The following is a 21233-nucleotide window of genomic DNA, read 5'->3' on the forward strand; positions in this document are numbered from 1 at the left end:
GATATGGTCTGAACAGATTCAGACACCGTTAACTTAACGCCTTCTTCGGCAGCTTACCGCGTCTTGCAATTCCACCGGCTTCAGTTCACCTTGGGTGCCGACTTCATACACGGCCACGGCACAGCGCCGCCCGGACAGGCCGATCACTTCGTAATCGTGCCCGGCCTGGGGCACGAATGAAGCCATGCGGGTGTTGCACGAGCCTTCGGTTTGAATGACGGTTTCGGTAGCGCCTTCCATCACATTCTGCAAGTCGAGATAGGCGGCCTGTACGTTCACAGCCGTGCCGGCCGGCACGGCAAATTCGCGGAAAAATCGCCCGCGATAAAATACCGTTGGATTGACCAATATTTTTGCTGTGTACGGTTTCGGCTATGCCCAAACTGCGGCTTTTGACCGTACCGGCAAACGAGCCAAACGCATCGCCCAAGCTGCCGCCCACATTCACTTTGTGGCCGCAGCGGATCAATTTTCATCTTCGCAGTTGATGCCGCTCACCATGACGGTGGCTTCCTGTTTTGGACATATAGGGGCACGTGTAACTTGGGTACTGCTGTTAGTAACCGCGGTGTTTTTCTCCTGCGCCACCGGCGTATTAGAAGCGCAAGCAGTCAGTAAGACTGACGGAGCATGCAACGAATAAGGGGTTCATATTCTTCCTTTTCTGTTTTTCAGGTAGCCTCTACCGCGGGGCAAGGCTACCTGAAAACTTCAGGCCGGGATTAGCGTTTCCAGCTGGGGGCAACTTCGGTTTGAACTCCGTATTTCTCAATGGCTTTCTGCACCACGTCTTTGCCCACTTTGCCCTGTTTGGCCAAAGCGTCCAGCGCAGCTACAGCCACATGGTAACGGTCTACTTCGAAGAAGCTGCGCAGGTTGGCGCGGCTGTCGGAGCGGCCGAAACCATCGGTACCGAGCACCACATAGTCGCCGTTTTCTTTGGGGATGTAGGCGCGGATGCGGTCGGCAAAGCTGCGGATGTAGTCGGTAGCGGCTACAACCGGGCCGGCATGGCCTTGCAGCTGCTGGCTCACGAAAGGCAGTTTCTGCTCGGCAGCCGGATGCAGGCGGTTCCAACGATCGGTTTCGATGGCTTCGCGGTGCAGCAGGTTGAATGAGGGGCAAGACCAGATGTCGGCTTCCACACCGAAATCGTTTTTCAGCAAATCGGCAGCATGAATCACTTCCTGCAGGATGGTGCCGGATCCCATCAGCTGAACGCGTTTGTCGCCTTTGTCGCCTTCGCGGAACAGATACATACCTTTGAGGATTTCCTGCTCGATGCCTTTGCGTTGCGGCATGGCGGGGTGGGCGTAGTTTTCGTTCATCAGGGTGATGTAGAAGAATACGTCTTCGTTATCCACGTACATGCGTTGCAGGCCGTTGTGTACGATTACGGCCACTTCGTATTGGAAGGTCGGGTCGTAGCTGATGCAGTTCGGAATCAGGTCGGCTTGCAGTTGGCTATGACCGTCTTCGTGTTGCAGGCCTTCGCCGTTGAGGGTGGTACGGCCTGCGGTGCCGCCCAAGAGGAAGCCGCGGGCGTGCATATCGCCGGCAGCCCAAGCCAAATCGCCGATGCGTTGGAAACCGAACATGGAGTAGTAGATGTAGAACGGAATCATGGCGTAGCGGTTGTTGGCATAGCTGGTGGAAGCAGCAATCCAGTCGGCCATCGCGCCGGGTTCGTTAATGCCTTCTTGCAGGATTTGACCGTCAACGGATTCTTTATAGAACATCAGTTGGTCTTTATCTTGCGGCGTGTATTGCTGGCCTTTCGGATTCCAAATGCCGTATTGGCGGAACATGCCTTCCATACCGAAGGTGCGGCTTTCATCAGGCACAATCGGCACGATGCGGCGACCGATTTGCTTGTCTTTCAGCAAGGCAGCCAAGATACGTACGAAAGCCATGGTGGTGGAGAATTCGCGATCACCACTGGATTGCAGCTGGGCATCGAATGTTTCCAGAGCCGGAATCGGCAGGGCTTCGTTGTTCGGATTACGTACCGGCAAGTAACCGCCCAAGGCGTTGCGACGTTCGCGCAGATATTGCATTTCCGGGCTGTCTTCAGCAAAGCGGAAGTAGGGCAAGTCGCCACTGTCGATTTGCTCGTCGGTTACCTGAATACCGAAGCGGTCGCGGAATTGTTTGAGCGACTTCACGTCCATTTTCTTGGCTTGGTGGGCAACGTTTTGGCCTTCGCCAGATGCACCCATGCCGTAGCCTTTGATGGTTTTGGCCAAAATCACAGTGGGGCGGCCGCCGGCGTTGTTCACGGCTTCATGGTAAGCAGCGTAAACTTTGTACGGGTCGTGACCGCCACGGTTCAAGGCCCAGATTTCGTCGTCAGACATATCGGCCACAAGGGCTTTCAATTCGGGCGTGTTGAAGAAGTGTTCGCGAACGTATGCACCGTCTTTGGACTTGAAGGTTTGGTAGTCGCCGTCCAGGCATTCTTCCATGCGCTGTTTCAGGGCGTGGTTAGTGTCGCGTGCCAAGAGGCCGTCCCAACGGCGACCCCAAATCACTTTCAACACATTCCAGCCTGCGCCGTGGAAGTTGCCTTCCAGTTCTTGGATGATTTTGCCGTTGCCGCGCACCGGGCCATCCAAACGCTGCAGGTTGCAGTTAATAACGAAAATCAGGTTGTCCAAGCCTTCGCGGGCGGCCAAAGCGATAGCGCCTTGGCTTTCCGGCTCGTCCATCTCGCCGTCGCCGCAGAAGCACCATACTTTGCGGCCTTTGGTTTTGGCCAGGCCACGAGACTCCAAGTATTTCAGGAAGCGTGCCTGGTAAATCGCCATCAACGGGCCCAAACCCATGGATACAGTGGGGAACTGCCAGAAATCAGGCATAAGGTGCGGGTGCGGATAAGACGGCAGACCGTTGCCACCCACTTCTTGGCGAAAGTTGTTCAGCTGATCTTCGCTCAGGCGGCCTTCCACAAAGGCGCGGGAATAAATGCCGGGAGCAGAGTGGCCTTGAACATAAATCAAATCACCTTCTTCACCGGCAGCTTCGTCTTTGGCACGCCAGAAGTGGTTGAAGCCCACGTCATACAAAGTAGCGGAAGACTGGAAGGAAGCAATGTGGCCGCCCAATTCCAAATCTTTTTTGCCGGCACGCAGCACCATGGCGGCGGCGTTCCAGCGGATGGCGGCGCGGATGCGATGTTCCAGCTCTTGATTGCCGGGCGATTTCTGCTCCTTGCCGACCGGGATGGTGTTCAGATACGCAGTAGTGGCGCTAAACGGCAGGTGCACGCCGCGGCGGCGGGTGTAGCGCACCAAGTTTTCCAACAGAAAATGCGCCCGCTCCGAGCCTTCGTTTTCTAGCACGGAACTGAGCGCATCCAACCACTCCTGGGTTTCAATCGGGTCGATATCATGTTTTTCGGCAGACATAAATCCTTATCCTCTTTACTTGGGTTAATCAATGAGCTTCGCTTTTTCGTTTGGCAACACAGTAAAAATCTACCATATTATTCTATTTTTCTTACTTGGCTTTTATGAATATACGCCACTGGTATTTCCGCAGATCCATCCCATGTAATATGTAGCCATCCATCTCCCTCTTCCCCATAGGAATGTACTGTTTCTCCATTATATACCTTTCCCATAATTCTTGATTCAGAAGAAGCTCCTGCTCTTACATTTGCATAGCCATCTCTTGCTGAAACTACATAAGAATCTATTACATTACCTTGACTTTCATGGACATATCCATAGACAGTTTTCCCTGATTCTGTTTTATATTCAATATAATACCAGCTTCCTTCTTTTCTTATTATTCTACCGCCGTCAAAGATATCTAATTTTGCCAATATCCTTGAATTAGTATTAGGTTTTTCCCTAAGATTAGCCCCATCTAAAACTCCACCATGCATTGCAAATTCTCTAGAAAATCCCAAACTTGAAATTGCTAAAAAAAATATCATTATTAATAATTTCTTCATCTCAATCAAAATCCTTTCCTACAAACATAGTATCTTAATCATCTACATAAAACCCTTACAAAGCACGCACTTAAACAGAAAAATTAGGAAACCGCTGTTTCCTAAAGATTTCTGCCACACCAACAATGCTGCAACACTCTGCATTTCCATGGAATATTAACAGTCTTGCGCCTGATTGGCAACGTTTTTTTCAGGCTTTTAAAGCCTTTATTCTTCAAGACACAAGCCCCTTTCCGGCACCTCACTGCCTAAAAAATCATCCGAAAACAGGCTAGGATGGCATATACATAAAACAACAAAACAGAACCGCCTACCCTGCGCGCCGTTTACGCAACAAAATGCGCACAGCCCCATCGTTCGCACCATGTGGCTCGACATAAGCCAGCACTTCCGGATGCGCCATCAGCCAGCGGCGCACCAAGCTTTTCAACACCGGCACAAAGCCGTGCGAACCCAGCCCGCTACCGTGCACGATTTCCGCGCACACCCCGCGTCGCAACACTTCCTCAAGAAACTCGCTCAACTCCCGCTGCGCTTCCTCGCGCGTGCAGCCGTGCAAATCCAAGCGCCCCACGCACGGCCAATGACCGGCCACCAAGCGGCGGATGTCGTCCTGCCCACGGCCGTTTTTGCAAAACGAACGCGGCGGCTCGTGTTCGCTGTCGGCGCTCACATAAAAATACTCATCATCATCCCACTCCGCCTCATCAAACCGCCGTTTCAAAGGTTTATTGTCTTTCGGTGCAGCCACCCGATTACTGTTTTTCAGCGGCGTAACCTTGCCCACTGCCGCCGCAAAATCCAGATCTTCCTGCCGCTGCTGCCTCGTTTGCGCCACCACTTCCTCCTGCCGCCGCTTCGCCTCCTTACCCAATTGCTGCAGCAGCTTTTGCGTATCCTGTTTATCCATTATTTCGGCTCCATATCTAGTTTCATCTTTTCAACTGACTATTTTATAACTGAAGCGGCATAATCGGATACAGCCACACGATTTTCCCACCACCCCAAGAGGGGCTTTACCATGCAGCACACTTGCGATATCGTCATTATCGGCATCGGCCCAGCCAGCCTCAGCTTCGCCACCGCAGCCGCATACGGCAGCCTGAACATCCTGCTTATCAAACAAAGCAGCCAGGAACCCTTGGCTAACCCGCCCCATGATAGCTGCAAAATCGCCCTCACCCACCCCTCGCACGGCATCATGGGGAAACTCAGCCTGTGGCAGCACATTCCCGCCGAAGGTATCTACCCGCTCAAAGCCCCAAAGTGATCAAGGACAGCTCCCCCGCACCATCAACTTCCCACACACACCAACGGCAAAGGCCAGCTCAGCCTCCTCATATCCAACTCACGACATCCGCCGCACCGCCTACCAAACTGCCAGCCGGCAAAAAATGTCCACTTTCTCACCAGCCATAAAGTGCAGGAAGCCGTAGATAGCGAAGAAAACGTGAGCATCCTGCTCGACAACGGCGATACCGTATCCGCCTGCCTGCTCATCGCTGCCGACACAAGCTCGGCAACATAACACCAGCCGGCAGCATCCACGCCTACCTCTTGATCAATGTACACACCCGCCGGCTTCTTTACCCGCCAAATTCCTGCGTAATACTGTACTGCGCCTGAGCAACCACCTGCCACCGGTGAAAAAACTGATTACCAAACAACTCACTGGTTAAGCTTAAACCACCACAAACATATTTCAGGTAGCCTGGTTCCCGCAACAGGCTACCTGAGAATATATGCTACACCATTCTATTCTTACCCATTCTCACCAAGTTACCGCAAAACCACGTTCCACTGTTTTTTGCAGCGCCTACTTGCCAAATATACACAACATCGGCATAATGCAGCGTTCCTTGCCGGTGTAGCTCAGTTGGTAGAGCACCTGACTTGTAATCAGGGGGTCGCGAGTTCGATTCCTGCCGCCGGCACCACACTTCTAATCGCAAATCAGCTAGTTAAGTTGGTTTGCGATTTTTCTTGCCTGAATGCTCTCTGGCACTTTGGACAAATTTTGGACTAACTCGACTCCGGGGCGTAGGTCTGAATCAATCAATCTGGCGTGTTGCGAAAGGTGTTCCGGTGCCAGGTGGGCATACCTTTGCACCATTTCGATACTTTCCCAACCGCCCATTTCTTTTAGCGCTGCTAGGGGCGTACCCTGCTGGACTAGCCAGCTTGCCCAAGTGTGCCGCAAATCATGCCAGCGGAAATCTTCTATCCCCGCTTTCTCCAACGCTTCGCGCCATACCCTGGTGCTAACCTCTTGAACTCTGCCGCCGCGTGTGTTGGTAAACACATAATCGCTTACCCGTGGCCGCCCCATCAATACTTGCATGGCGGTGTGATTGAGCGGCACACCTATCGCTTTCCCTGCTTTGGCTTGATCGGGATATATCCAGGCCACCTGCCGGTTAAGGTCTAGCTGCTCCCATTTGAGATTAAGCACGTTGGCTTGTCTCAATCCGGTAGCGAGCGAGAAGATAACCAGATGCTGCATATAGGGCAGGTGTGCCAAGGCATTAACTAGGCGCTGTGCTTCTTCGGGATACAGCCACCTGATGCGTTTCTTTGGCTCTTTGTGAAGTTTGAGCTTGGGGGCTTTATCGAGCCAATCCCATTCGTTCACGCACTTATTCAAGATGGCGCGTATCAGGGCAAAGTATCTGTTCTTGGTGCTGCCTGTTCCCGGTCGCTTATTCACTACGCTATGGATTAGGTCACGGGTTAGCATCTCAAGTGGCAGGCCGCGCAGTTCGGTTAGCAGCCTTATCTTTGTTTTGTCGTCTGACAGGCTTTTCTTGCCTTGGTTTTCTTGTATCCAGCGGATGCAGGCTTCATCCCATAGGCGCTGCGGTTTCTCCCCTAGTTTCTCTTGCCGCCAAAGCTCGTGCTTTAGTTTATCGTGCAACTCTTGCGCGAGTTGTCGGTCGGTTGTTCCAGCAGTACGTCTAAAGCGGACACCGCTTGGTGTACGAAAGGATATTTGCCATATCCCGTGTTTGTTGAGATGGATTGACATTGTGTTTTACTCCTTTTGCCAATCACCGCTTGCTCGCGTTCATTTTGCTTGGCGGCGATGTAGTTTTCAAGTGCGGTTTCTGTAATTACCCATGCCCTGCCCGCTTTGAAGGCGGCGATTTCGCCGGTTTTGCACATGGTGCAGACGGTGGTGTGGTGGCACTTGAGTAGCGCGGCGGCTTCGCGGATGTTGTAGGTTTGCATGATGTTCTCCTGCTTAAATAATAATCTTGATGACGGACTGTTCGCCGTCCACCTCTTCCAGCCCGTCTAGCTCCCGCAAGCCGAAGGCCAGGCAGGCGGCCTGTCCAGGAGGCAAGAGTGGATTTCATTTTGTAGCTCCATGAAAAAAGCCCTATGTCTCTCATAGGGCTGAAAAACCGTTTAATTGTCTATTTGATTAACCTTGGGTATCTGGTTAGATTCTCCCTGACCAGTTGGAAGGTTAATGCTTTTATGTCCTGTGTGGGGTCAACGGCAAGCTGTCGTGCGATTTCGTCCAGTTTGATATTGTCTGCCCTCAACATGGATAAAGCTTTCTCCAATACCTCTGAAGTCTCCCTATCCATTGGATAGGGTTCGTTTGTTCGATATTTGAGCCTGGCAATCTGCGGACAGAGCACCCTGCTGTAAATCCATTCGCTGATTAGGCCGATTTCGTGCATTCTACGGGTAAGGGCAATGAGAGATACGCCAAATACAGATTTGAGTTTGAATAAATTTTCCAGGGTAGGTTGAATAGAATTGTATTGACGTAATGCCGCTTCCGGCATTAGGAAGGCGGCAGCAAATTTATTTGCCTGATGCTCAATGTCGTTGGGTTTCTCCTTACCATGTTTCATGTTATGTGAATCTCGGAGCAGGTGGCCGAGTTCATGTGCGGCATCAAAACGGCTCCTCTCGCCTGATTTCTGGGTATTGAGGAAGATGAAGGGCCGGCTGTCATGCCAAGTGCAAAATGCATCCACATCAGATGTTTCTATGGAAAGGGAAAATACCCTGATGCCTTTTGACTCCAGTAATTTAATCATGTTCCCGATTGGCTGTATCCCTAAGCCCCAGTCCAGCCGTACTGCTTCGGCAGCTTCTTCTGGCGGCAGGTCGCTGTAATCGGCCAGCTCGGCTTTTTTCAGCCTAAACTCTTTCTCTAGCCAATCATTCAGCAAAAATGCTGTTACGCCATGGGCTCGTGCTTGGCGCAACAGCTTCTGGGGAGTGCGGGCTTTGGAGCGGAAACTGACTGCATATTCGCTAATCTCCGGTAGTTCGCCGCCATAGAAAAATTCTGCAGGGAAATTTAAGATGGAGGAAAGCTGCTTAATGTCTGGAGTGGTGGTTCCGTTCAGATAATTGCTGACCTGCCGAACACTTACTCCGGCCTGTAGGGCAAAAGCCGAATTACTCATTCCGCGTTTGGCAAGCGCGAATTTAAGCCTTTCTGGATTGAACATGATGTAAAAACGCTTTCTATTATCCTTGCCGCTGCCTCCTTTCAACTGTGATTTCCTCAACTTCAGCCGGTTCCAAACGTGAAACCGAAACATCATTGATGGAGACGGTAGGCAACAGTATTCTTTCTTTGAATGATTCAATATGCTTATCTTGGAACTCAGCTACTTGGGAGAGCTCCATTTGTATGCGCCCATTGAGGCTGTCTCGGTAGAACAGCAATACCCAAAATTCGGCAGTATCCAAATTGGGTAATTTTTGCTGGCTGGCCTGTTCCCAAACTGTGCCTTTAGAGCTTTTATTATAAGGAAACCCATTCTCGCAGCCGGTTTGTTCCGTACCGGTCGCTACGGTGATAATATAGTCATTGTTTGGAGAAACGCTTATCCCGCCTCCACCGGTAGTATTGACCAGATGCCAACCGAAATCCGCCAATCTGCTGCGTACCGCCGCGGATAATTCGCCTTGCGGCATGACTCCGGTGTAATTCTGGGTGTGGAACGGGGTGAGATGCTGACAGACATATTGCAGATGTTGTGCCAATTCGGTGAATACACCAATTGTCAAGTGGCTGTCAATGCGTTTGAGTCTCTCTTCTACCTCATCACCTTGCGTGATGACGGCTTGCTCCATCCCTTGGACGGCTTGTAATTCAAACATCGGATTTCCTTTATCAACACATCATAATGATGTAGTATATTAGGAAATATTGTGGAAGTAAAGCATATAAATCAATGGTAGTAAGTGTAAGCGCCCAGCTGAGGATTTGTCCGCATAAGGAAAGAAGCATACTGCCGCCTGCTTCCGGTGTTTTACGCGGCGGGGTTTGTGGTGGGTGTCATGGTTGCTCCTAAAAAGGGATTGAATCATCGATTCCATCTTGTGGTACGGGCACGGCGGCTTGTTGCCTTGCTGGTTGCGCGGCGTGTGGCCTTGCTGCGGCAGGATGTGTTGCCGGTTGGGAAGCGTGGGCTTGGTCGCGGCTGCCTTGCAGGGTAATGTCGCCGACTATGATGTCGATGCCCTGCCTCTCGATGCCTTGGCGGTCGGTATATTTGCGGATTTGCAGGCTGCCAAATACGGTAGCCGCCCCGCCCTTTTTGATATAAGGGGCAAGCTTTTCGGCACGATTGCCGAACAGTTGGCAGTTGAAGAACTGTGCCTGCTCTTGCCCGTTGATGCGGATGTTTTCGGCAATGCCGAAATTAAGAATGTGGCGGCCGTTCGGGGTAATACGGATTTCGCCGTCTTTGGTGAAACGGCCTGCTACTGCGATGGCGCTCATGAAAACTCCTTTATCTGTTTGTTTATCAATTCGATGAATCTTTTTTCCCGTGCGAGAAGCTGCTGGATTTGGGTGTGATACTGCTCGCGGCAGACGCGGTAAACCAATAATCGGTATGGATCGGGGGCGAAGCTGCAATAGCTGACAAAATCCCACCAATCGCGCCCGGAGTGGGCAAGGTTGCCCAGTATCTGCCAGCGGTAGGCGGGGTCGAAGCTGCCGCGCCGTTTGGTGGCGGCGTGGGTTTGCGGCAGCACGCTTTTAATTTCAATCCCGCCATCCTCTCCGATAAGGCCGTCGGGGGAGCAGCCGATATAGTCATCACAGAAAAAGCCGCCGTTTTGCACGGTGCAGAATGTTTCTGCCTCATACAAGGCACGGGCTGCCGGCTCTTCTATGTGGCCGCGCTCCATATCGGCATTGCTGTAGCCGTCGCCGTAGTGGGCGCGCATGGAATGGCCGTTGATGCGCTCGAAGGCGATTTGCACGGCCAGGCGTTTGGCGGCATCGCTGAAGGCTTTGGGTTGGTTGGCCATGATGAGGGCGAAGTTGGAAGCAGTCAGCCGCCCGGCGCGGAGTTCATCCCATTCCGGGCTGTTCTGTTCGATGTCGTACCATTTCATGATTGCTCTGCCTGTTGGATAAGTAATTGCCGGTTCTCTTCGCTGATGTGAACGTGGGCTTCCACCTGTTCCAGACTGCCGTCGCGTTTATAGGCATCAATGGCGCGCTGCCACATGACTTGGTTGCTTGGGGTGAGCTCGCGCTTCGGCGGGCGGACGGCGGCAGGGCGGATGCGCAGGCCTTCCACGGTTTCGCGCCCGAATCTCACGTTGTGGTCTACATAGATTTCTACCTGCACGCCGTTCCAATCCTCAAGGAACGGGCTGCCGGTTATCTTGGCGACCATCTTGGAATTGGTGGCGTTGAGTATCATGGGTTTTAACGGCTCGCCGGCTCGGATTTCACGCTCGGCGAAGTAGGCGGTATTCATACTGTCTTTGGTCTTTTTGGTTTTGTCTGCCTCGACTTGAACGCATCTGATGGTAAGCACTACCGGCTCGACAATATCGGCGGCGGACAGGTAGGGGCTGTCGAATACTTTGCGATAGTGGGTTTTGTTTTGCTGGGTCATGATGGTTTCCAAAGAAAAAGCCCCGTGGATACGGGGCGGGGGTTAAGGGCTACCTGAAAATCAGGCGTTGAGCTGGTGATAGCTGGCTTTCTCTGCACTATCGCCATCCCAAGGGAAGTATTGGAAATACTCGTTGTCGGGCACGTTGATGCCAGCCTGTTCGGCCACATTGCGCAGGAACATGATGCTGTCGGCGGCGTGGTCGTTCAAGGTGGCGGCCAGGCGGCGGTTCAGCCCTCGCAAGGCTAGCCGGTGTTGATAGATAAATTCGGCACAGTACAGACTATTGATTACAGCACCCTGCAAGTTGCGCAGGGGCTTGGGCTGCAGGTTTTCAGGCAGCCTGTCCAACACTTCGCCATTGATGCCGCTGCATAGCGTGATGGTGTGGACGTACTGCACGGCATCGCTCAGCTTTTCGGCGGGGATGTCTTCGATGGCGGCGACGCCGAAGCGCTGATGCACCATGTTGTAGGCGCTGCTGTAGTCGATGCCGCACCTGCCGACCAGGGCGGATACGGCTTGGCGCAATCCGGTGCGGTCGTCTACGGTGGTTTTGGGGTTCGGGCTGCCTGAAAGAATCTGCTCAATCTGTTCATCGCACCATACGGCAAATTTAGGGTCGAGCCAGCGGGCGAAGTGAATGGCCAGCTTTGGGTGTAGCCATGTGCCGCGATTATTGCCGCCGTGTTTAACAATAACCAGTTGATTTTTATCCAAGAGGATTTTTCTCCTCTTGCTCAAATTATCAGCAAGTGCAGCAATATACTCTTGAGTTTGCTCGTTTTTCAAAAAGTCTTTCGGCAATTTGCTGAAATGCGCGGCAACTGCTGTTGCGTTCAGGTAGCCGTCATCACGGAAAGAAACAGGGATATTGTTGAAAGAGAAAGACTGAATTGCGTTCATTTCTGAACTCCTATGTAAATTGATTGGATTGCCACTTGATGAGGTGGCGGGCTTCAATCACCGTACATAGTCGGCGGAGCGTATTCCCCTTTCGGGTATTGTATTCGGCTCTCTCGACCCGCCATTGAAGGCTACCTGAAAAGTATCAGGCATAAAAAAGCCGCAGCTGACGGGTGCGATGTAAACCGCTATGTAAGTGATGCGGCCATAGTACCCTGTTTCCGCGGGTTTGGCAATCAGTTTTCATCCATCTCCATTGAGCCGTAGCAGGCCAGGACTTTGTAGAGCTTCGGCCTGCCTTTGACGACTTGTACGTTCACATCCACGATGTAGAGTTTTTTGAAAGGATACGGCTCGTCCAGCAGGATTTCCTGTTTGATGCGGTCGGGCAGTATGACTTTGACGGGCTTGGGCCAAACCGCTTCAATAACGGCCTGATCCGTTTCTTTGTTTGGGGCTGCCTGCGCCCAGTACATGACAACTTGGGTATAGTCGCCGGTTTCTACCGGCGCTTCTTGCTCTTGAAGCTGTTGGATTTCCTGCCGTGCGCGGTTTTGCACGGTGTTGGCTTCGTAATAGTTGACGGTGATGTTGTTAACGACGCTGCCGCTGGTGTCGATGGTACTGAATGTGAGTTGGCTGCCTTTGTCGTTGGCAACGGGGTTAACGATGTTGTACAGGTTGTTCAGTTGCTTGCCGTTGGTGTTTTCGGGCTTGTCGTTTTTCCCCAGCAGCCAGCCGATCAGGCGATACAGGTGTTCGGCGTAGTTTTCGATTTGGTCGTAATGCTCTATCAGTAGCTGCCCGGCCAACGGCATCATGGGGGCAAGTGCGGCTATGATGCTGCCGCTTTTGATTTCTTTGATGTAGAGTTTGGCAGGGAGTTTGGGGTCGGCGGTTTGGCGGCTTTGGTAGTCGTTGGCCAAGCTCATCATGCTTTTGGCAAAATCGGCCAGCTCTACGGGCTCGCTGTTGTTGATTTCTACTACGAGTGTCATGTTGTCGTCCAGTTTGGCTTCCATGCTCATCTCCGTTCGGGTAATAAACGGAGATGATTTTTGCAGGGTTGGGGTGGTTTGGCAATGGTTTCAGGTAGCCTATTCAGCAGGCTCATACACCACGCCGCGCATTACCTCGTAGTCGGTCATCTCTTCGTAGTGTTTCTGCGCTTCGGCGGCCTCTTGTGAGGCTTGCTGGTCTAGCTTGGCTACCCGTTCGGCGGCGGTTTCTTCGGCCTGTAGGTATTCGTCTTGGCTGTCTAGGGTGGGCATGGCGACAAAGGCCGCGCCGATAAAAAAGGCCGCTGTCCAAGCGGCGAGGGGGGATTTCATTTTGGGTCTCCTGTAGTTTGGATCTGTGTCAGAATGCTGTATTTACCGACTAAGGCAATAAACAGTTTGGTGCGCTCTTGTTCACCCAAACCTTTATAATGCTGTATCAGTATGGCTTCTCGGTTTGGCAGATTCATGATGCTGTTTAAAAATCTGGTCTCCCGGGTCAAATCTTGATTGAAAGTATTCATGTTACAAATTCCTTTGGATTGTCCGTATTGTAAAAAGAAGGATGTGGCGTTTACATTGTGTTACGTCCGCCCTACTCAAAAAATTGCATATAACGGTTTGACGCGGATTGTGTCGTTGGTGGTTTGCAATCATTGCGGCGTTTGAAATTTGTGGTATAGATGCAGGCATCCGGCGACTTTTCGGGGGGATTACCCGTATAGGAGGTCTTTGCTTTTTCCGTTGCCTGCTGCCGGTGTTTTGCCCCACCGCCGGCTGGGGGTCTCTGCGCCACTTTGCGGTTATTGGCTGGCTGCCAAGCCTATGAACTGCCGTTCGCGTTCGCGCCGCTCTAGTTCCTCTTGTTCTTCCTCTTCCTCGCGGATAAGGCTGTCGGCTTTATCCATCATGTGCCTGATGATTGCAGCTCGCACCTCCGGGCTTAGCCCGTCTATGATTTCATCCAGCGTTGTGCCTTGGATAAGGTTTATGCCGCGCTGTAGCACCCTAATGGCGCGGCTGCACTTCCAATCTGTATTGCTTTGCATGATGTTCTCTTCCTTATGTTAGAAGCTGTTCCAGTATGCTTCATTGATGCACTCCTCGCGGTACTCGCGCTCGTCAGATTCTCTTTCACGCTCTGCTTCTTCACGCTCTTTTCGGATGCGCTTTGCTGCCATCTCTAAAACGATTTTTCTTACTTCATCCTCGGCGGCGGGGCTGAGGTAGGGCATGATGTCGTCTAGGATGCTGTCGGCTATGATTTCGTCCGCAGTATCAGAAACGTAACTGTCATAGTCTAGGCTGCTCAAGTGGGCGGCTAGCATGCCGTCGTAGTTTGGGTGGATGGTGTACATGATTGTTCTCTCCAATCAATTAATGAATGTTTAATCAAGCCATCTCCTTGAAATGGCTCTGTTAAAAATTCGTTTACCGTTGATAGGGGCGGCGGCTTCCCGGCCTGTCTGTCTTTTGCCCCAGTTCCCCTCCGGCCTGACTGCTGCTACTTGAGGGTGGCGGTGAAGCGGTGTTGTGCTTCGTTGGGGTGTATAGTACTATCGTACTCAATACTTGTAAAGTACTATTGTACTTAATTTCAGTATAAATTACTTTAGTACTTGATTATCCGTTGAATTTATTTTTTCAGCAGGCAACAAAAAAGCCGCACAAGGCGGCAACAGTCGGCTACGGGTTTACGGTTGGACGGGATTTGGCGGGCAAAAGAAAAGCCCGCGCGGGGCGGGCTGGGTTATGGATGCAGATTGGGCAACTGCGGATTATCTGTTTTGTCTATGATATATTTATAATATGAGGTGATGTCTTGGGTAGAACGGTAATTTACCAGTGTTGCTCTTTCTTCCAATAAGTTCAAGTGCGGAGTAAATTTTTTTTCATCATCAGCGCTTAAGTCATAAATTAAAAAAGCATTCACTCTCGAATTAAGCACAGTTTTAGCTTCTTCGATGGTTACTGTCTTTAATGCCGCACGCTGTAAGTTAAGAGTAAAATCATTCTTTTTAGAAAAATTAATAATTTCTGTTAAATGATATTCCCCGTTTTTTAACAGCAAATCTGCTTTTAACCCTTTGCTTTCTGACAATGGGTAATTTGAAATGATTTTATGGCTATATAAATCATTAGGATTGCTGCTTAGTAAACCTTGATTATTAAAAAAATCTTTAACTGTTTGAGATAGTTTTTTATCATATGTAGTTTTGGGATGCTTTTTCCTTGGTAGCTCCACCCATTTTAAATAGAGCTCGTTTAATTTATCTTTGAATAGTTCTTCAGAATCATATTCTAGAATAAAATAACCGGAATCCTCCATAGATATTTGAGAGTTTGGTATTAACTCTCGTAATACATTTATATTTTTGTATGTTCTATAAATTATATTTGCGCTAAATAAATAGCTTTCAATATCAAAAACAGAAAAAGTTGATGACAACAGTCTAACTTTCCGTTTATCCTTAACAAGGATATAACGAAGCTCGTTTTTCCATTCTGCTACAATGCCAATATTTACCACTTCCCCTCGGAAAACATCAGGGCAGAGCTTGAGGATGTTATAAGATACTTTTTTCATGTCAGCTGCTCGTCTATAATCTTCTGTATTCTAATCTCTTTATGCGGGCTATCCCACCATTCCGCCAAAGTCTGCTTTTCTTTGGCGGCTAACCACTGCTCAGGAATCTTGTGCAGGAGAGATGAAAACTGATCTTTATTCATCTCATTTAGCCGCAACAACATATTAGCTGCATGCCGTTTATAGTTTTGTTCGTACAAGCCATATCTTGGATGTCCTTCTCGTAATACATGCGTTATATAACGCCAGTTTTTATTTGAGTTGCAAGTCAATTGACTTAGTTCTGATAAATGAGTGTCATTCTTTGGCCATCCATCTATAGCTAATGAAGACAATCCAAAATCAAATGGCATAATATAACTGTTGCCAAATATCTCACTATTGATATACAGATAGTTTCCAAGATGCCTATCTATATTAAGAAGGAAGCAATCAATGCCGTGTGTTGCCCAAAGTTGCTTACATACCACATCGGCTTCTCCTGGGGTTCCTCCTGTGATGAAGGATAGCAGTCGTTCTGGCGGCACCCCTCCATGTTGGTGAGCATATTCAACACATGAGCCAAAGAATAGCTCCCTAGTCTCTATATCTATCAATATATTGTACTCTGGAACAGCCAGTCCACAATATCTAGCGATTTCCGTGCCTAATATTTCAGCAGCTGGGGTCATCGCTGATATGATTTTACACGGGATATTTCGCCGCTCAACCTCTTCTTTAATTGCATTATCTATGCCTCTTGCCGGCTTGGCAACATAGCTGACCCCATCACTGCCTTGTGCGTAAAAAGGACTTTGTGCTGTTGCTTTAGATATTTTCTTTGTCTGTAGTATCTCTACAGGAAACAATCCAGGCTGGATGTTTGTTGTGGAGTTATAAGCAGTCTCAGAGCTGATTTCTATTTTGGATTCTTCCTTTTCTATTTGAGATTCTTGCTCGTTCTTTTCAATATTATCCATAGATATTCCCTTAAATTTTTGATAACTACAATTTATTCTGCTGGCTACTTAAATCAATCCAACACGCTCCACCAAAATACGCGGCCTATGACTTGGGGCGTGTGATGTATTCGAAGGCGGTTGCAAGTGTTGCGCCGAACAGTAAGGCGACTTGGACGGCGACCAATGGGAAGGCGAATGCGGCCGCGCCGATCCAATGCCAACCCCAAACGTGGTGGGCATAGAGATAGACGCCGACAGATATCGGAATGGCAAAGCGGGCGAAAATAAAAGCGGCAACTGCGGCAAATGCCCACCAGTAACCAAATTCATGGCCTATACCCATTACTCCCAATATCAGCGAAGCCAGCGAATAGGCCAAGAAAACTATGAGTGCCAAACCTTTCATCCTTATTTTCCTTTTAGCTAATAGCGTTTGATTTTTTCTTTAACCACGCCGCAGAAAACGGCGTCTTCGCGCATCTCCATGACAGGGTAGCGGGGGTTGAGCGGCTTGAGCAGCCAGCGGCCGCCGTCTTTGATAAGCTGCTTGAAGGTGGTCTCGCCGCCGTTTTGGCGGATGATGACGAATTTGCCGGGGACGGGCTCTTCATCCGGCTCTACGATGATGATGTCGCCTTCGGTAAATTCCGGCTCCATGCTGTCGCCATCCACGATTAGGGCGTAGGTGTGGCGGCGGACTTTGATACTGGTGGAGATGCGCTCGCCTTCGCCGGGCTGGAGCAAATCAATGGCTTCCGCCCAATACCCGGCTTTGACCCATGAGATGAGGGGGACGGTATTAAGGGGAATGTCTAACTCACGGACGTTGGCACTGTTGATGAATGGTGTACCTCTACCTGTTTCCAGCCAAACTGCATCTACGCCCAATGCCATAGCTAGTGAAGCAATATTGGTGGTCTCTTTATTCCGGCCTGCTTCGATGGCGGCAATGGAGGACTGGGATTTACCGATGGCTTTAGCTAGGCTGGCTTGACTTAATCCCTTCTTGGCTCGAGCAAACTTCAAACGGTCTTGTAGTGTTTTCATCTTAATTTCCTTTTGTACTATTGTACTTAATGAGATAAGTATCTTGGTGCTTGCTTTTTGAGTACATTAGTACTTATAATGCAGCTATTGATGAGTAGGATAAGACTATGAAACCGAGAACTCTTGTAGCGAATATTAAGAAAAAAGGCCTGAGTAATGAGGCTATTGCTAAGAATATTGGCTGCTCAACCGCCTATGTGTCGAAGCTGAATAATGGCACCCGAACAACCCCTTCATACATCGTTATGGACAAACTGCGTGCTTTGTATGCGGAAGTATTTAGGGTTAAGCCATGAAACGCGAAAAATGCACTGAAGAGGTCAAGCTGCACCTGCCGGAGAAGCTCAAGGCCGACTTGAAAACGCTGGCCGCCATACGTGGCTACGATTCGCTCAGCCCGCTGATTCGCCAACTGCTGCGCGAAAAACTGTACGGAGAGGTTACGCCTAATCAGGATTTGCTCACAGAGACGATTAGGGACGAGTAGGGTCGCAAATATTTTTGAGGAAAGGAAAGAAGATGAGGGAAAGACAAGAGATTGAGCAAGTACTGTCTTTGGAAGACCGCAACGAGATTATCAATGCGTTGCTGCGGACGGCGGAGGCGCATCCGATGATTGACTTGCAGGCAACGGCTTACGGAATGTGCCGTGCGGTTGCCGCCGTGCGGCGCTATGACGACCGTCTGACGGCAACGGATGGGGCAACTGCTACCGAAGCCAAAGAATGTTCGCAGGAATCAGACAGCTGCTTTATCGGTGAAAACGAGTTTGCAAACGTAATTGCATCAATGGCTCTAAGTTATGCCAACCAATATCGGAAACCTCAACAATGACAATCCGGACAGACGGGCAATCAGAACACTTTGTAGCACGGGTAGAAGGGTTTGATTTGGTAGTGCAGGTAGCGGCCTTTGGAAGGAGTGTTCAGCAGTTCGCGATACACACCTTCCGGCACACCGTGATACTGGTAACAGCCGCCGTGTTTGAAGCGCACTTCCAAAACCGGATGTTCATAACCAATGGAGAGCAGGGTTGATGACGAAACAAATTGATGGTGCATTCCCGGCACCTTTCGAACGAATGAGCGAGGCGGAAATTATAGCCTATTTCAAACGTTACGGATTCAAGGACGAGTTAGGCCACGCGTTGGAAATGTGCGGGGATTTTCTGGACTTGGTGCGGTTTGCCAAGCGGGAAGGTTAGCTAAAGGAACTCCTATGGATTATGCGAAAAACGAATACACGTTCTCCTACCGTTTCAAAGGCAGGACGTGGTCATTGAGTATTTGGGCGGACAGCCCGGAAGAGGCTAGGGAGAAACTGGTGGCAGCGGCCAATGCGCGTTATGACGGGCAAGTTATGCAACGGATTTATGTGCCGGTCAAGGCTGCTTGGTTTCGGCGGTTTCGGAAATGGTGGGGATGAAAAAAAGCCCGCCGGAGCGTGGCGGGCAATGGTGTTAGGGAGAGCTACAAATCGGAGCAGATTATGAATCAGATTATCCAAATTGGCAAGCAGCAACAACCTTTGATGAGCAGCCGTGAAATCGCCCAGTTGTGCGAGAAACGACATGACAACGTTTTGCGCGACATTGAGCGGCTGAATGCGACCTATGCGGAAATGGGTCTCCTCAAAATTGAGGTCTCTAAATATATCAATCAGTTAAATGGTGTCGAGTATCCCGAATACCTGCTTACCCGCGAGCAGTGCGTCGACTTGATAACGGGCTACCGCTCGGACATGCGTATCCGCATCAACCGCCGCTGGATGGAGTTGGAGCAACAGACTGCGCCGTCTATCCCGCAAACCCTGCCCGAAGCTCTGCGCTTGGCTGCCGACTTGGCCGAACAAAACGAAAAACAGGCTGCCTTGCTGGCTGAAACACAACCCAAGGCGCAGGCATTGGAGCGTATCAGCCATGCCGACGGCGATATGTGCATTACCGATGCGGCCAAGCTGCTCAAACTCCGCCCGAAAGACCTGTTCGGACTGTTGAATATGCGCCGCTGGATTTACAAGCGCGACGGGCGCGGCTCGTGGATTGGCTATCAGGACAAGGTGCAGCAGGGCCTAATCCGCCACAGCGAGCACCGTTACACCGACAGCAGCGGCACGGAGCAGCTGCGCGCCCAAGTGTATTTAACCCCAAAGGGCATTACCAAGCTGGCACAGATGGTGGAAGCGGAGGCCGGCCATGCGTGAGCGTTTTTGGAGTTGGGCATTCTCCCTGGCTTTGGGAGTGAGTGAATTTTGCGAGCGCCGCATGTTGGCGGTAGTGAGGAACAGGAAATGAGCGTGAAGTTGATGAGTATTGCATGGGATATGAGTTTGCCGATGGGGCAGAAAATGTTGTTACTGGCACTGTGCGACCATGCCAACGACGAAGGGGTGTGCTATCCGAGCCAAGAAAGGCTTGCCGCCAAGTGCAGCATGGCGCTGCGGACGGTGGTCAGCCATTGCAAATGGCTGGAGCAGCGCGGCATTTTGAGAAAAGAGCGCCGCCAAAACACCCAACGCAGGAAAACCGACCTGTACTACATCACGCTGGATGAATATTCAGAACCTGCAAATTCTGCATGTGCAAATTCTGCATGTGCAAATTCTGCATGTGCAAATTCTGCATGTGCAAATTCTGCATGTGCAAATTCTGCATGTGCAAATTCTGCATGTGCAAAATACAGCCCCGAACGTGCAAATTTTGCACCTTCGTATAAAGAAGAACCATCAGAAACCTTTAACCATCAGAGAGAACCGTCAGAGGTGGCGACGGGGATAAATCCCGCCGCTGCCGAACCTGAATTTCAGCTGGCAGAAATCCAAACTGCCAAGCCTGCCAAACCAAAACCCAAATCTGAACCGAACCCCGACAACGTGGCGACTTGGCAAGCCTATGCCGGAGCTTACCGCGAGCGCTACGGGGTATTGCCTGCCTCGAATGCCAAAACACGCGGGCAGACGGCGCAACTGGTGCGCTTCGTTGGCAGGGAGCTTGCCCCGCATCTGGCGGCCTACTTCGTTTCCCACAATAACCGCTGGTTTGTGCAGTGCCGCCACGAAATCGGCTGCCTGCTCAAGTCCTACCAGCAGGTGCTGACCGATATGCAGCGCGGCGAACAGATGACCCAAGCCAAAGCGCAGCAGGCCGAACGCACACAAGGCAATTTTGATGCCGTGATGCAGTCCGACGACATAGCGGCGTGGGAGCGCTACCAACGCAAACAACAGGGAGCAGCAGTATGAACCAACAAGAATTTTTGGCCAAACGCGCCGAACTGAAACAGGCGCTGGCCGTTACCGCCGAACTAACCGGCACCACTTTGAGCGCAGCCGCTGTGGATGTGATGGTGGATGACTTGCAAACCTACGAAACGGCAGCCGTGCTGTCCGCACTTAACCGCTGCCGCCGTGAACTGACCGGACGGTTGAGCTTGGCCGCTATCTTGGAGCGTATCGATACCGGCCTGCCGTCTGCCGATGAAGCTTTCGGGATGTTGGCCGAAGGATGGCGCAATGAGGAGTTGACTGTGATTGTGCCGGAAATCGCCATGACGGCGGCGGGCAACGGGGCATGGGAGCTGTTCGCCGCCGGGGATAAGACTGGGGCGCGTTTGGCCTTCCGCGACAGCTACACCCGACTTTCCGCCGACTTGCTGGCCAACGGGGGCAAAGTGAAATGGTTCGTTAGCCGTGGCTACAACCGCGAGCATCAGACCACCGCCATCATGGATGCAGTACGCAAAGGCCGCCTGACCGCCGAACAGGCACTGACTTGCTTGCCTTCCGAGGCGGCGGAGGAAAGGCATTGGCTGGAAACCGGCGAGCCGCTGCCCGCATTGCCGAACGGCAACCCGTTCCGCCCGCAGATTGCTGCGCTGCTCGAGCGATTGACGATGGAGGTGTGAT

The 21233-nt window shown here is 50.9% G+C and carries 31 protein-coding genes and 1 tRNA gene; 10 read left to right on the forward strand and 22 right to left on the reverse strand.

What is annotated here, in order from left to right:
* Positions 1 to 33: 33 nt before the first annotated feature.
* A complete protein-coding gene (locus EZJ17_RS10620) occupies positions 34 to 348 on the reverse strand; it encodes a hypothetical protein (RefSeq protein WP_231868011.1) in 315 nt (104 codons plus the stop codon).
* Here EZJ17_RS10620 and EZJ17_RS10625 point away from each other — a divergent pair.
* Positions 341 to 643: a hypothetical protein gene (locus EZJ17_RS10625; protein WP_231868010.1), complete on the forward strand. Its 303-nt coding sequence runs from the start codon at positions 341 to 343 to the stop codon at positions 641 to 643. The genes EZJ17_RS10620 and EZJ17_RS10625 overlap by 8 nt on opposite strands.
* A gap of 79 nt (positions 644 to 722) precedes the next feature.
* Here EZJ17_RS10625 and aceE read toward each other — a convergent pair whose 3' ends face one another.
* The 3 genes from aceE to EZJ17_RS06410 all read right to left on the reverse strand — a co-directional run bounded on the left by aceE (position 723) and on the right by EZJ17_RS06410 (position 4868).
* Positions 723 to 3407 carry a pyruvate dehydrogenase (acetyl-transferring), homodimeric type gene (gene aceE, locus EZJ17_RS06400; RefSeq protein WP_067438245.1) on the reverse strand — a complete coding sequence of 895 codons (2685 nt, stop codon included), beginning with the start codon at positions 3405 to 3407 and terminating at the stop codon, positions 723 to 725.
* 77 nt (positions 3408 to 3484) lie between these two features.
* Positions 3485 to 3958 carry an SH3 domain-containing protein gene (locus tag EZJ17_RS06405; RefSeq protein ID WP_151086316.1) on the reverse strand — a complete coding sequence of 158 codons (474 nt, stop codon included), beginning with the start codon at positions 3956 to 3958 and terminating at the stop codon, positions 3485 to 3487.
* A 310-nt stretch (positions 3959 to 4268) separates the two neighbouring features.
* Positions 4269 to 4868 (reverse strand): Smr/MutS family protein, encoded by a 600-nt coding sequence (locus EZJ17_RS06410; RefSeq protein WP_067438242.1) that lies wholly within the window; start codon positions 4866 to 4868, stop codon positions 4269 to 4271.
* A gap of 111 nt (positions 4869 to 4979) precedes the next feature.
* Here EZJ17_RS06410 and EZJ17_RS06415 point away from each other — a divergent pair, with 111 nt between their 5' ends.
* On the forward strand, positions 4980 to 5228 hold the full coding sequence (locus EZJ17_RS06415) for a hypothetical protein (protein WP_067438239.1): 249 nt from the start codon (positions 4980 to 4982) through the stop codon (positions 5226 to 5228).
* Between the two features lie 591 nt (positions 5229 to 5819).
* A tRNA-Thr gene (locus tag EZJ17_RS06425) sits at positions 5820 to 5895 on the forward strand.
* Positions 5896 to 5915: 20 nt separating this feature from the next.
* Here EZJ17_RS06425 and EZJ17_RS06430 read toward each other — a convergent pair.
* The 17 genes from EZJ17_RS06430 to EZJ17_RS06510 all read right to left on the reverse strand — a co-directional run bounded on the left by EZJ17_RS06430 (position 5916) and on the right by EZJ17_RS06510 (position 17330).
* Entirely contained in the window at positions 5916 to 6956 is a 1041-nt protein-coding gene (locus EZJ17_RS06430) for a tyrosine-type recombinase/integrase (protein ID WP_240746216.1), read from the reverse strand.
* Complete coding sequence (locus EZJ17_RS10630) at positions 6857 to 7186, reverse strand: helix-turn-helix domain-containing protein (RefSeq protein ID WP_082888200.1); 330 nt, start codon at positions 7184 to 7186, stop codon at positions 6857 to 6859. The genes EZJ17_RS06430 and EZJ17_RS10630 overlap by 100 nt, the downstream gene beginning before the upstream one ends.
* Positions 7187 to 7374: 188 nt before the next feature.
* A complete protein-coding gene (locus EZJ17_RS06440; RefSeq protein ID WP_067439632.1) occupies positions 7375 to 8433 on the reverse strand; it encodes a helix-turn-helix domain-containing protein in 1059 nt (352 codons plus the stop codon).
* 19 nt (positions 8434 to 8452) lie between these two features.
* The gene (locus EZJ17_RS06445; protein WP_067438231.1) at positions 8453 to 9091 is read right to left on the reverse strand and encodes a hypothetical protein; all 639 of its coding nucleotides are present in this window, start codon (positions 9089 to 9091) and stop codon (positions 8453 to 8455) included.
* A gap of 190 nt (positions 9092 to 9281) precedes the next feature.
* A complete protein-coding gene (locus EZJ17_RS06450; RefSeq protein ID WP_067445003.1) occupies positions 9282 to 9716 on the reverse strand; it encodes a single-stranded DNA-binding protein in 435 nt (144 codons plus the stop codon).
* Positions 9713 to 10339 carry a lambda exonuclease family protein gene (locus tag EZJ17_RS06455; protein ID WP_067445005.1) on the reverse strand — a complete coding sequence of 209 codons (627 nt, stop codon included), beginning with the start codon at positions 10337 to 10339 and terminating at the stop codon, positions 9713 to 9715. Before EZJ17_RS06455 ends, EZJ17_RS06450 begins: the two co-directional genes overlap by 4 nt.
* Positions 10336 to 10851 (reverse strand): hypothetical protein, encoded by a 516-nt coding sequence (locus EZJ17_RS06460; RefSeq protein ID WP_067438223.1) that lies wholly within the window; start codon positions 10849 to 10851, stop codon positions 10336 to 10338. Before EZJ17_RS06460 ends, EZJ17_RS06455 begins: the two co-directional genes overlap by 4 nt.
* A 60-nt stretch (positions 10852 to 10911) precedes the next feature.
* Positions 10912 to 11757, reverse strand: coding sequence for a KilA-N domain-containing protein (locus EZJ17_RS06465; protein WP_082886389.1), 846 nt, complete (start codon positions 11755 to 11757; stop codon positions 10912 to 10914).
* A 236-nt stretch (positions 11758 to 11993) separates the two neighbouring features.
* A complete protein-coding gene (locus EZJ17_RS06470) occupies positions 11994 to 12779 on the reverse strand; it encodes a hypothetical protein (RefSeq protein ID WP_067438220.1) in 786 nt (261 codons plus the stop codon).
* A 75-nt stretch (positions 12780 to 12854) separates the two neighbouring features.
* A complete protein-coding gene (locus EZJ17_RS06475) occupies positions 12855 to 13088 on the reverse strand; it encodes a hypothetical protein (protein WP_067438217.1) in 234 nt (77 codons plus the stop codon).
* Positions 13085 to 13279, reverse strand: a complete 195-nt coding sequence (locus EZJ17_RS06480) for a hypothetical protein (protein ID WP_067438214.1) — start codon at positions 13277 to 13279, stop codon at positions 13085 to 13087. Before EZJ17_RS06480 ends, EZJ17_RS06475 begins: the two co-directional genes overlap by 4 nt.
* Before the next feature lie 279 nt (positions 13280 to 13558).
* On the reverse strand, positions 13559 to 13804 hold the full coding sequence (locus tag EZJ17_RS06485) for a hypothetical protein (protein WP_067438212.1): 246 nt from the start codon (positions 13802 to 13804) through the stop codon (positions 13559 to 13561).
* Between the two features lie 18 nt (positions 13805 to 13822).
* Positions 13823 to 14128, reverse strand: a complete 306-nt coding sequence (locus EZJ17_RS06490; protein WP_151086318.1) for a hypothetical protein — start codon at positions 14126 to 14128, stop codon at positions 13823 to 13825.
* A 377-nt stretch (positions 14129 to 14505) separates the two neighbouring features.
* The gene (locus EZJ17_RS06495; protein ID WP_067438206.1) at positions 14506 to 15342 is read right to left on the reverse strand and encodes a DUF3037 domain-containing protein; all 837 of its coding nucleotides are present in this window, start codon (positions 15340 to 15342) and stop codon (positions 14506 to 14508) included.
* A complete protein-coding gene (locus EZJ17_RS06500; protein ID WP_067438203.1) occupies positions 15339 to 16301 on the reverse strand; it encodes a hypothetical protein in 963 nt (320 codons plus the stop codon). Before EZJ17_RS06500 ends, EZJ17_RS06495 begins: the two co-directional genes overlap by 4 nt.
* An 85-nt stretch (positions 16302 to 16386) precedes the next feature.
* On the reverse strand, positions 16387 to 16689 hold the full coding sequence (locus EZJ17_RS06505) for a hypothetical protein (protein WP_067438200.1): 303 nt from the start codon (positions 16687 to 16689) through the stop codon (positions 16387 to 16389).
* Positions 16690 to 16706: 17 nt separating this feature from the next.
* On the reverse strand, positions 16707 to 17330 hold the full coding sequence (locus EZJ17_RS06510) for a LexA family protein (protein ID WP_067438197.1): 624 nt from the start codon (positions 17328 to 17330) through the stop codon (positions 16707 to 16709).
* A gap of 107 nt (positions 17331 to 17437) precedes the next feature.
* Here EZJ17_RS06510 and EZJ17_RS06515 point away from each other — a divergent pair, with 107 nt between their 5' ends.
* Genes EZJ17_RS06515 through EZJ17_RS06525 form a run of 3 tightly spaced genes read left to right on the forward strand, consistent with a single transcriptional unit; the run spans position 17438 to position 18164 of the window.
* Entirely contained in the window at positions 17438 to 17626 is a 189-nt protein-coding gene (locus EZJ17_RS06515) for a helix-turn-helix domain-containing protein (protein WP_067438194.1), read from the forward strand.
* A complete protein-coding gene (locus EZJ17_RS06520) occupies positions 17623 to 17817 on the forward strand; it encodes a ribbon-helix-helix protein, CopG family (protein ID WP_067438191.1) in 195 nt (64 codons plus the stop codon). Before EZJ17_RS06515 ends, EZJ17_RS06520 begins: the two co-directional genes overlap by 4 nt.
* 32 nt (positions 17818 to 17849) lie before the next feature.
* Positions 17850 to 18164 carry a hypothetical protein gene (locus EZJ17_RS06525; protein WP_067438187.1) on the forward strand — a complete coding sequence of 105 codons (315 nt, stop codon included), beginning with the start codon at positions 17850 to 17852 and terminating at the stop codon, positions 18162 to 18164.
* 20 nt (positions 18165 to 18184) lie between these two features.
* On the opposite strand, the gene EZJ17_RS06530 is transcribed toward EZJ17_RS06525, so the two are convergent.
* Entirely contained in the window at positions 18185 to 18391 is a 207-nt protein-coding gene (locus EZJ17_RS06530; RefSeq protein WP_067438184.1) for a KTSC domain-containing protein, read from the reverse strand.
* A gap of 157 nt (positions 18392 to 18548) precedes the next feature.
* On the opposite strand from EZJ17_RS06530, the gene EZJ17_RS06535 reads away from it, so the two are divergent.
* From EZJ17_RS06535 to EZJ17_RS06550, 4 genes are all read left to right on the forward strand, one after another.
* Positions 18549 to 18755: a hypothetical protein gene (locus tag EZJ17_RS06535; RefSeq protein WP_067438181.1), complete on the forward strand. Its 207-nt coding sequence runs from the start codon at positions 18549 to 18551 to the stop codon at positions 18753 to 18755.
* Positions 18756 to 18818: 63 nt separating this feature from the next.
* Positions 18819 to 19532, forward strand: a complete 714-nt coding sequence (locus tag EZJ17_RS06540) for a phage antirepressor KilAC domain-containing protein (RefSeq protein ID WP_067438178.1) — start codon at positions 18819 to 18821, stop codon at positions 19530 to 19532.
* Between the two features lie 87 nt (positions 19533 to 19619).
* Positions 19620 to 20570, forward strand: a complete 951-nt coding sequence (locus EZJ17_RS06545) for a helix-turn-helix domain-containing protein (protein ID WP_151086321.1) — start codon at positions 19620 to 19622, stop codon at positions 20568 to 20570.
* Complete coding sequence (locus EZJ17_RS06550) at positions 20567 to 21232, forward strand: hypothetical protein (RefSeq protein WP_067438172.1); 666 nt, start codon at positions 20567 to 20569, stop codon at positions 21230 to 21232. The genes EZJ17_RS06545 and EZJ17_RS06550 overlap by 4 nt, the downstream gene beginning before the upstream one ends.
* Position 21233 lies beyond the last annotated feature (1 nt).

Origin of the sequence: Eikenella exigua (assembly GCF_008805035.1) — a bacterium.
Lineage (GTDB): Bacteria > Pseudomonadota > Gammaproteobacteria > Burkholderiales > Neisseriaceae > Eikenella > Eikenella exigua.

What these genes read in the sequence shown, in the direction of transcription:
- aceE (WP_067438245.1), bottom strand. Translation starts at nt 3,407, where the DNA reads ATGTCTGCCGAAAAACATGATATCGACCCGATTGAAACCCAGGAGTGG.
- EZJ17_RS06515 (WP_067438194.1), top strand. Translation starts at nt 17,438, where the DNA reads ATGAAACCGAGAACTCTTGTAGCGAATATTAAGAAAAAAGGCCTGAGT.
- EZJ17_RS06470 (WP_067438220.1), bottom strand. Translation starts at nt 12,779, where the DNA reads ATGGAAGCCAAACTGGACGACAACATGACACTCGTAGTAGAAATCAAC.
- EZJ17_RS06440 (WP_067439632.1), bottom strand. Translation starts at nt 8,433, where the DNA reads ATGTTCAATCCAGAAAGGCTTAAATTCGCGCTTGCCAAACGCGGAATG.
- EZJ17_RS06445 (WP_067438231.1), bottom strand. Translation starts at nt 9,091, where the DNA reads ATGTTTGAATTACAAGCCGTCCAAGGGATGGAGCAAGCCGTCATCACG.
- EZJ17_RS10630 (WP_082888200.1), bottom strand. Translation starts at nt 7,186, where the DNA reads ATGCAAACCTACAACATCCGCGAAGCCGCCGCGCTACTCAAGTGCCAC.
- EZJ17_RS06520 (WP_067438191.1), top strand. Translation starts at nt 17,623, where the DNA reads ATGAAACGCGAAAAATGCACTGAAGAGGTCAAGCTGCACCTGCCGGAG.
- EZJ17_RS06450 (WP_067445003.1), bottom strand. Translation starts at nt 9,716, where the DNA reads ATGAGCGCCATCGCAGTAGCAGGCCGTTTCACCAAAGACGGCGAAATC.
- EZJ17_RS06505 (WP_067438200.1), bottom strand. Translation starts at nt 16,689, where the DNA reads ATGAAAGGTTTGGCACTCATAGTTTTCTTGGCCTATTCGCTGGCTTCG.
- EZJ17_RS06510 (WP_067438197.1), bottom strand. Translation starts at nt 17,330, where the DNA reads ATGAAAACACTACAAGACCGTTTGAAGTTTGCTCGAGCCAAGAAGGGA.
- EZJ17_RS06460 (WP_067438223.1), bottom strand. Translation starts at nt 10,851, where the DNA reads ATGACCCAGCAAAACAAAACCCACTATCGCAAAGTATTCGACAGCCCC.
- EZJ17_RS06545 (WP_151086321.1), top strand. Translation starts at nt 19,620, where the DNA reads ATGAGCGTGAAGTTGATGAGTATTGCATGGGATATGAGTTTGCCGATG.
- EZJ17_RS06465 (WP_082886389.1), bottom strand. Translation starts at nt 11,757, where the DNA reads ATGAACGCAATTCAGTCTTTCTCTTTCAACAATATCCCTGTTTCTTTC.
- EZJ17_RS06475 (WP_067438217.1), bottom strand. Translation starts at nt 13,088, where the DNA reads ATGAAATCCCCCCTCGCCGCTTGGACAGCGGCCTTTTTTATCGGCGCG.
- EZJ17_RS06495 (WP_067438206.1), bottom strand. Translation starts at nt 15,342, where the DNA reads ATGAAAAAAGTATCTTATAACATCCTCAAGCTCTGCCCTGATGTTTTC.
- EZJ17_RS06500 (WP_067438203.1), bottom strand. Translation starts at nt 16,301, where the DNA reads ATGGATAATATTGAAAAGAACGAGCAAGAATCTCAAATAGAAAAGGAA.
- EZJ17_RS06480 (WP_067438214.1), bottom strand. Translation starts at nt 13,279, where the DNA reads ATGAATACTTTCAATCAAGATTTGACCCGGGAGACCAGATTTTTAAAC.
- EZJ17_RS06525 (WP_067438187.1), top strand. Translation starts at nt 17,850, where the DNA reads ATGAGGGAAAGACAAGAGATTGAGCAAGTACTGTCTTTGGAAGACCGC.
- EZJ17_RS06550 (WP_067438172.1), top strand. Translation starts at nt 20,567, where the DNA reads ATGAACCAACAAGAATTTTTGGCCAAACGCGCCGAACTGAAACAGGCG.
- EZJ17_RS06530 (WP_067438184.1), bottom strand. Translation starts at nt 18,391, where the DNA reads ATGCACCATCAATTTGTTTCGTCATCAACCCTGCTCTCCATTGGTTAT.
- EZJ17_RS06540 (WP_067438178.1), top strand. Translation starts at nt 18,819, where the DNA reads ATGAATCAGATTATCCAAATTGGCAAGCAGCAACAACCTTTGATGAGC.
- EZJ17_RS06415 (WP_067438239.1), top strand. Translation starts at nt 4,980, where the DNA reads ATGCAGCACACTTGCGATATCGTCATTATCGGCATCGGCCCAGCCAGC.
- EZJ17_RS06410 (WP_067438242.1), bottom strand. Translation starts at nt 4,868, where the DNA reads ATGGATAAACAGGATACGCAAAAGCTGCTGCAGCAATTGGGTAAGGAG.
- EZJ17_RS06535 (WP_067438181.1), top strand. Translation starts at nt 18,549, where the DNA reads ATGGATTATGCGAAAAACGAATACACGTTCTCCTACCGTTTCAAAGGC.
- EZJ17_RS06455 (WP_067445005.1), bottom strand. Translation starts at nt 10,339, where the DNA reads ATGAAATGGTACGACATCGAACAGAACAGCCCGGAATGGGATGAACTC.
- EZJ17_RS06485 (WP_067438212.1), bottom strand. Translation starts at nt 13,804, where the DNA reads ATGCAAAGCAATACAGATTGGAAGTGCAGCCGCGCCATTAGGGTGCTA.
- EZJ17_RS06405 (WP_151086316.1), bottom strand. Translation starts at nt 3,958, where the DNA reads ATGAAGAAATTATTAATAATGATATTTTTTTTAGCAATTTCAAGTTTG.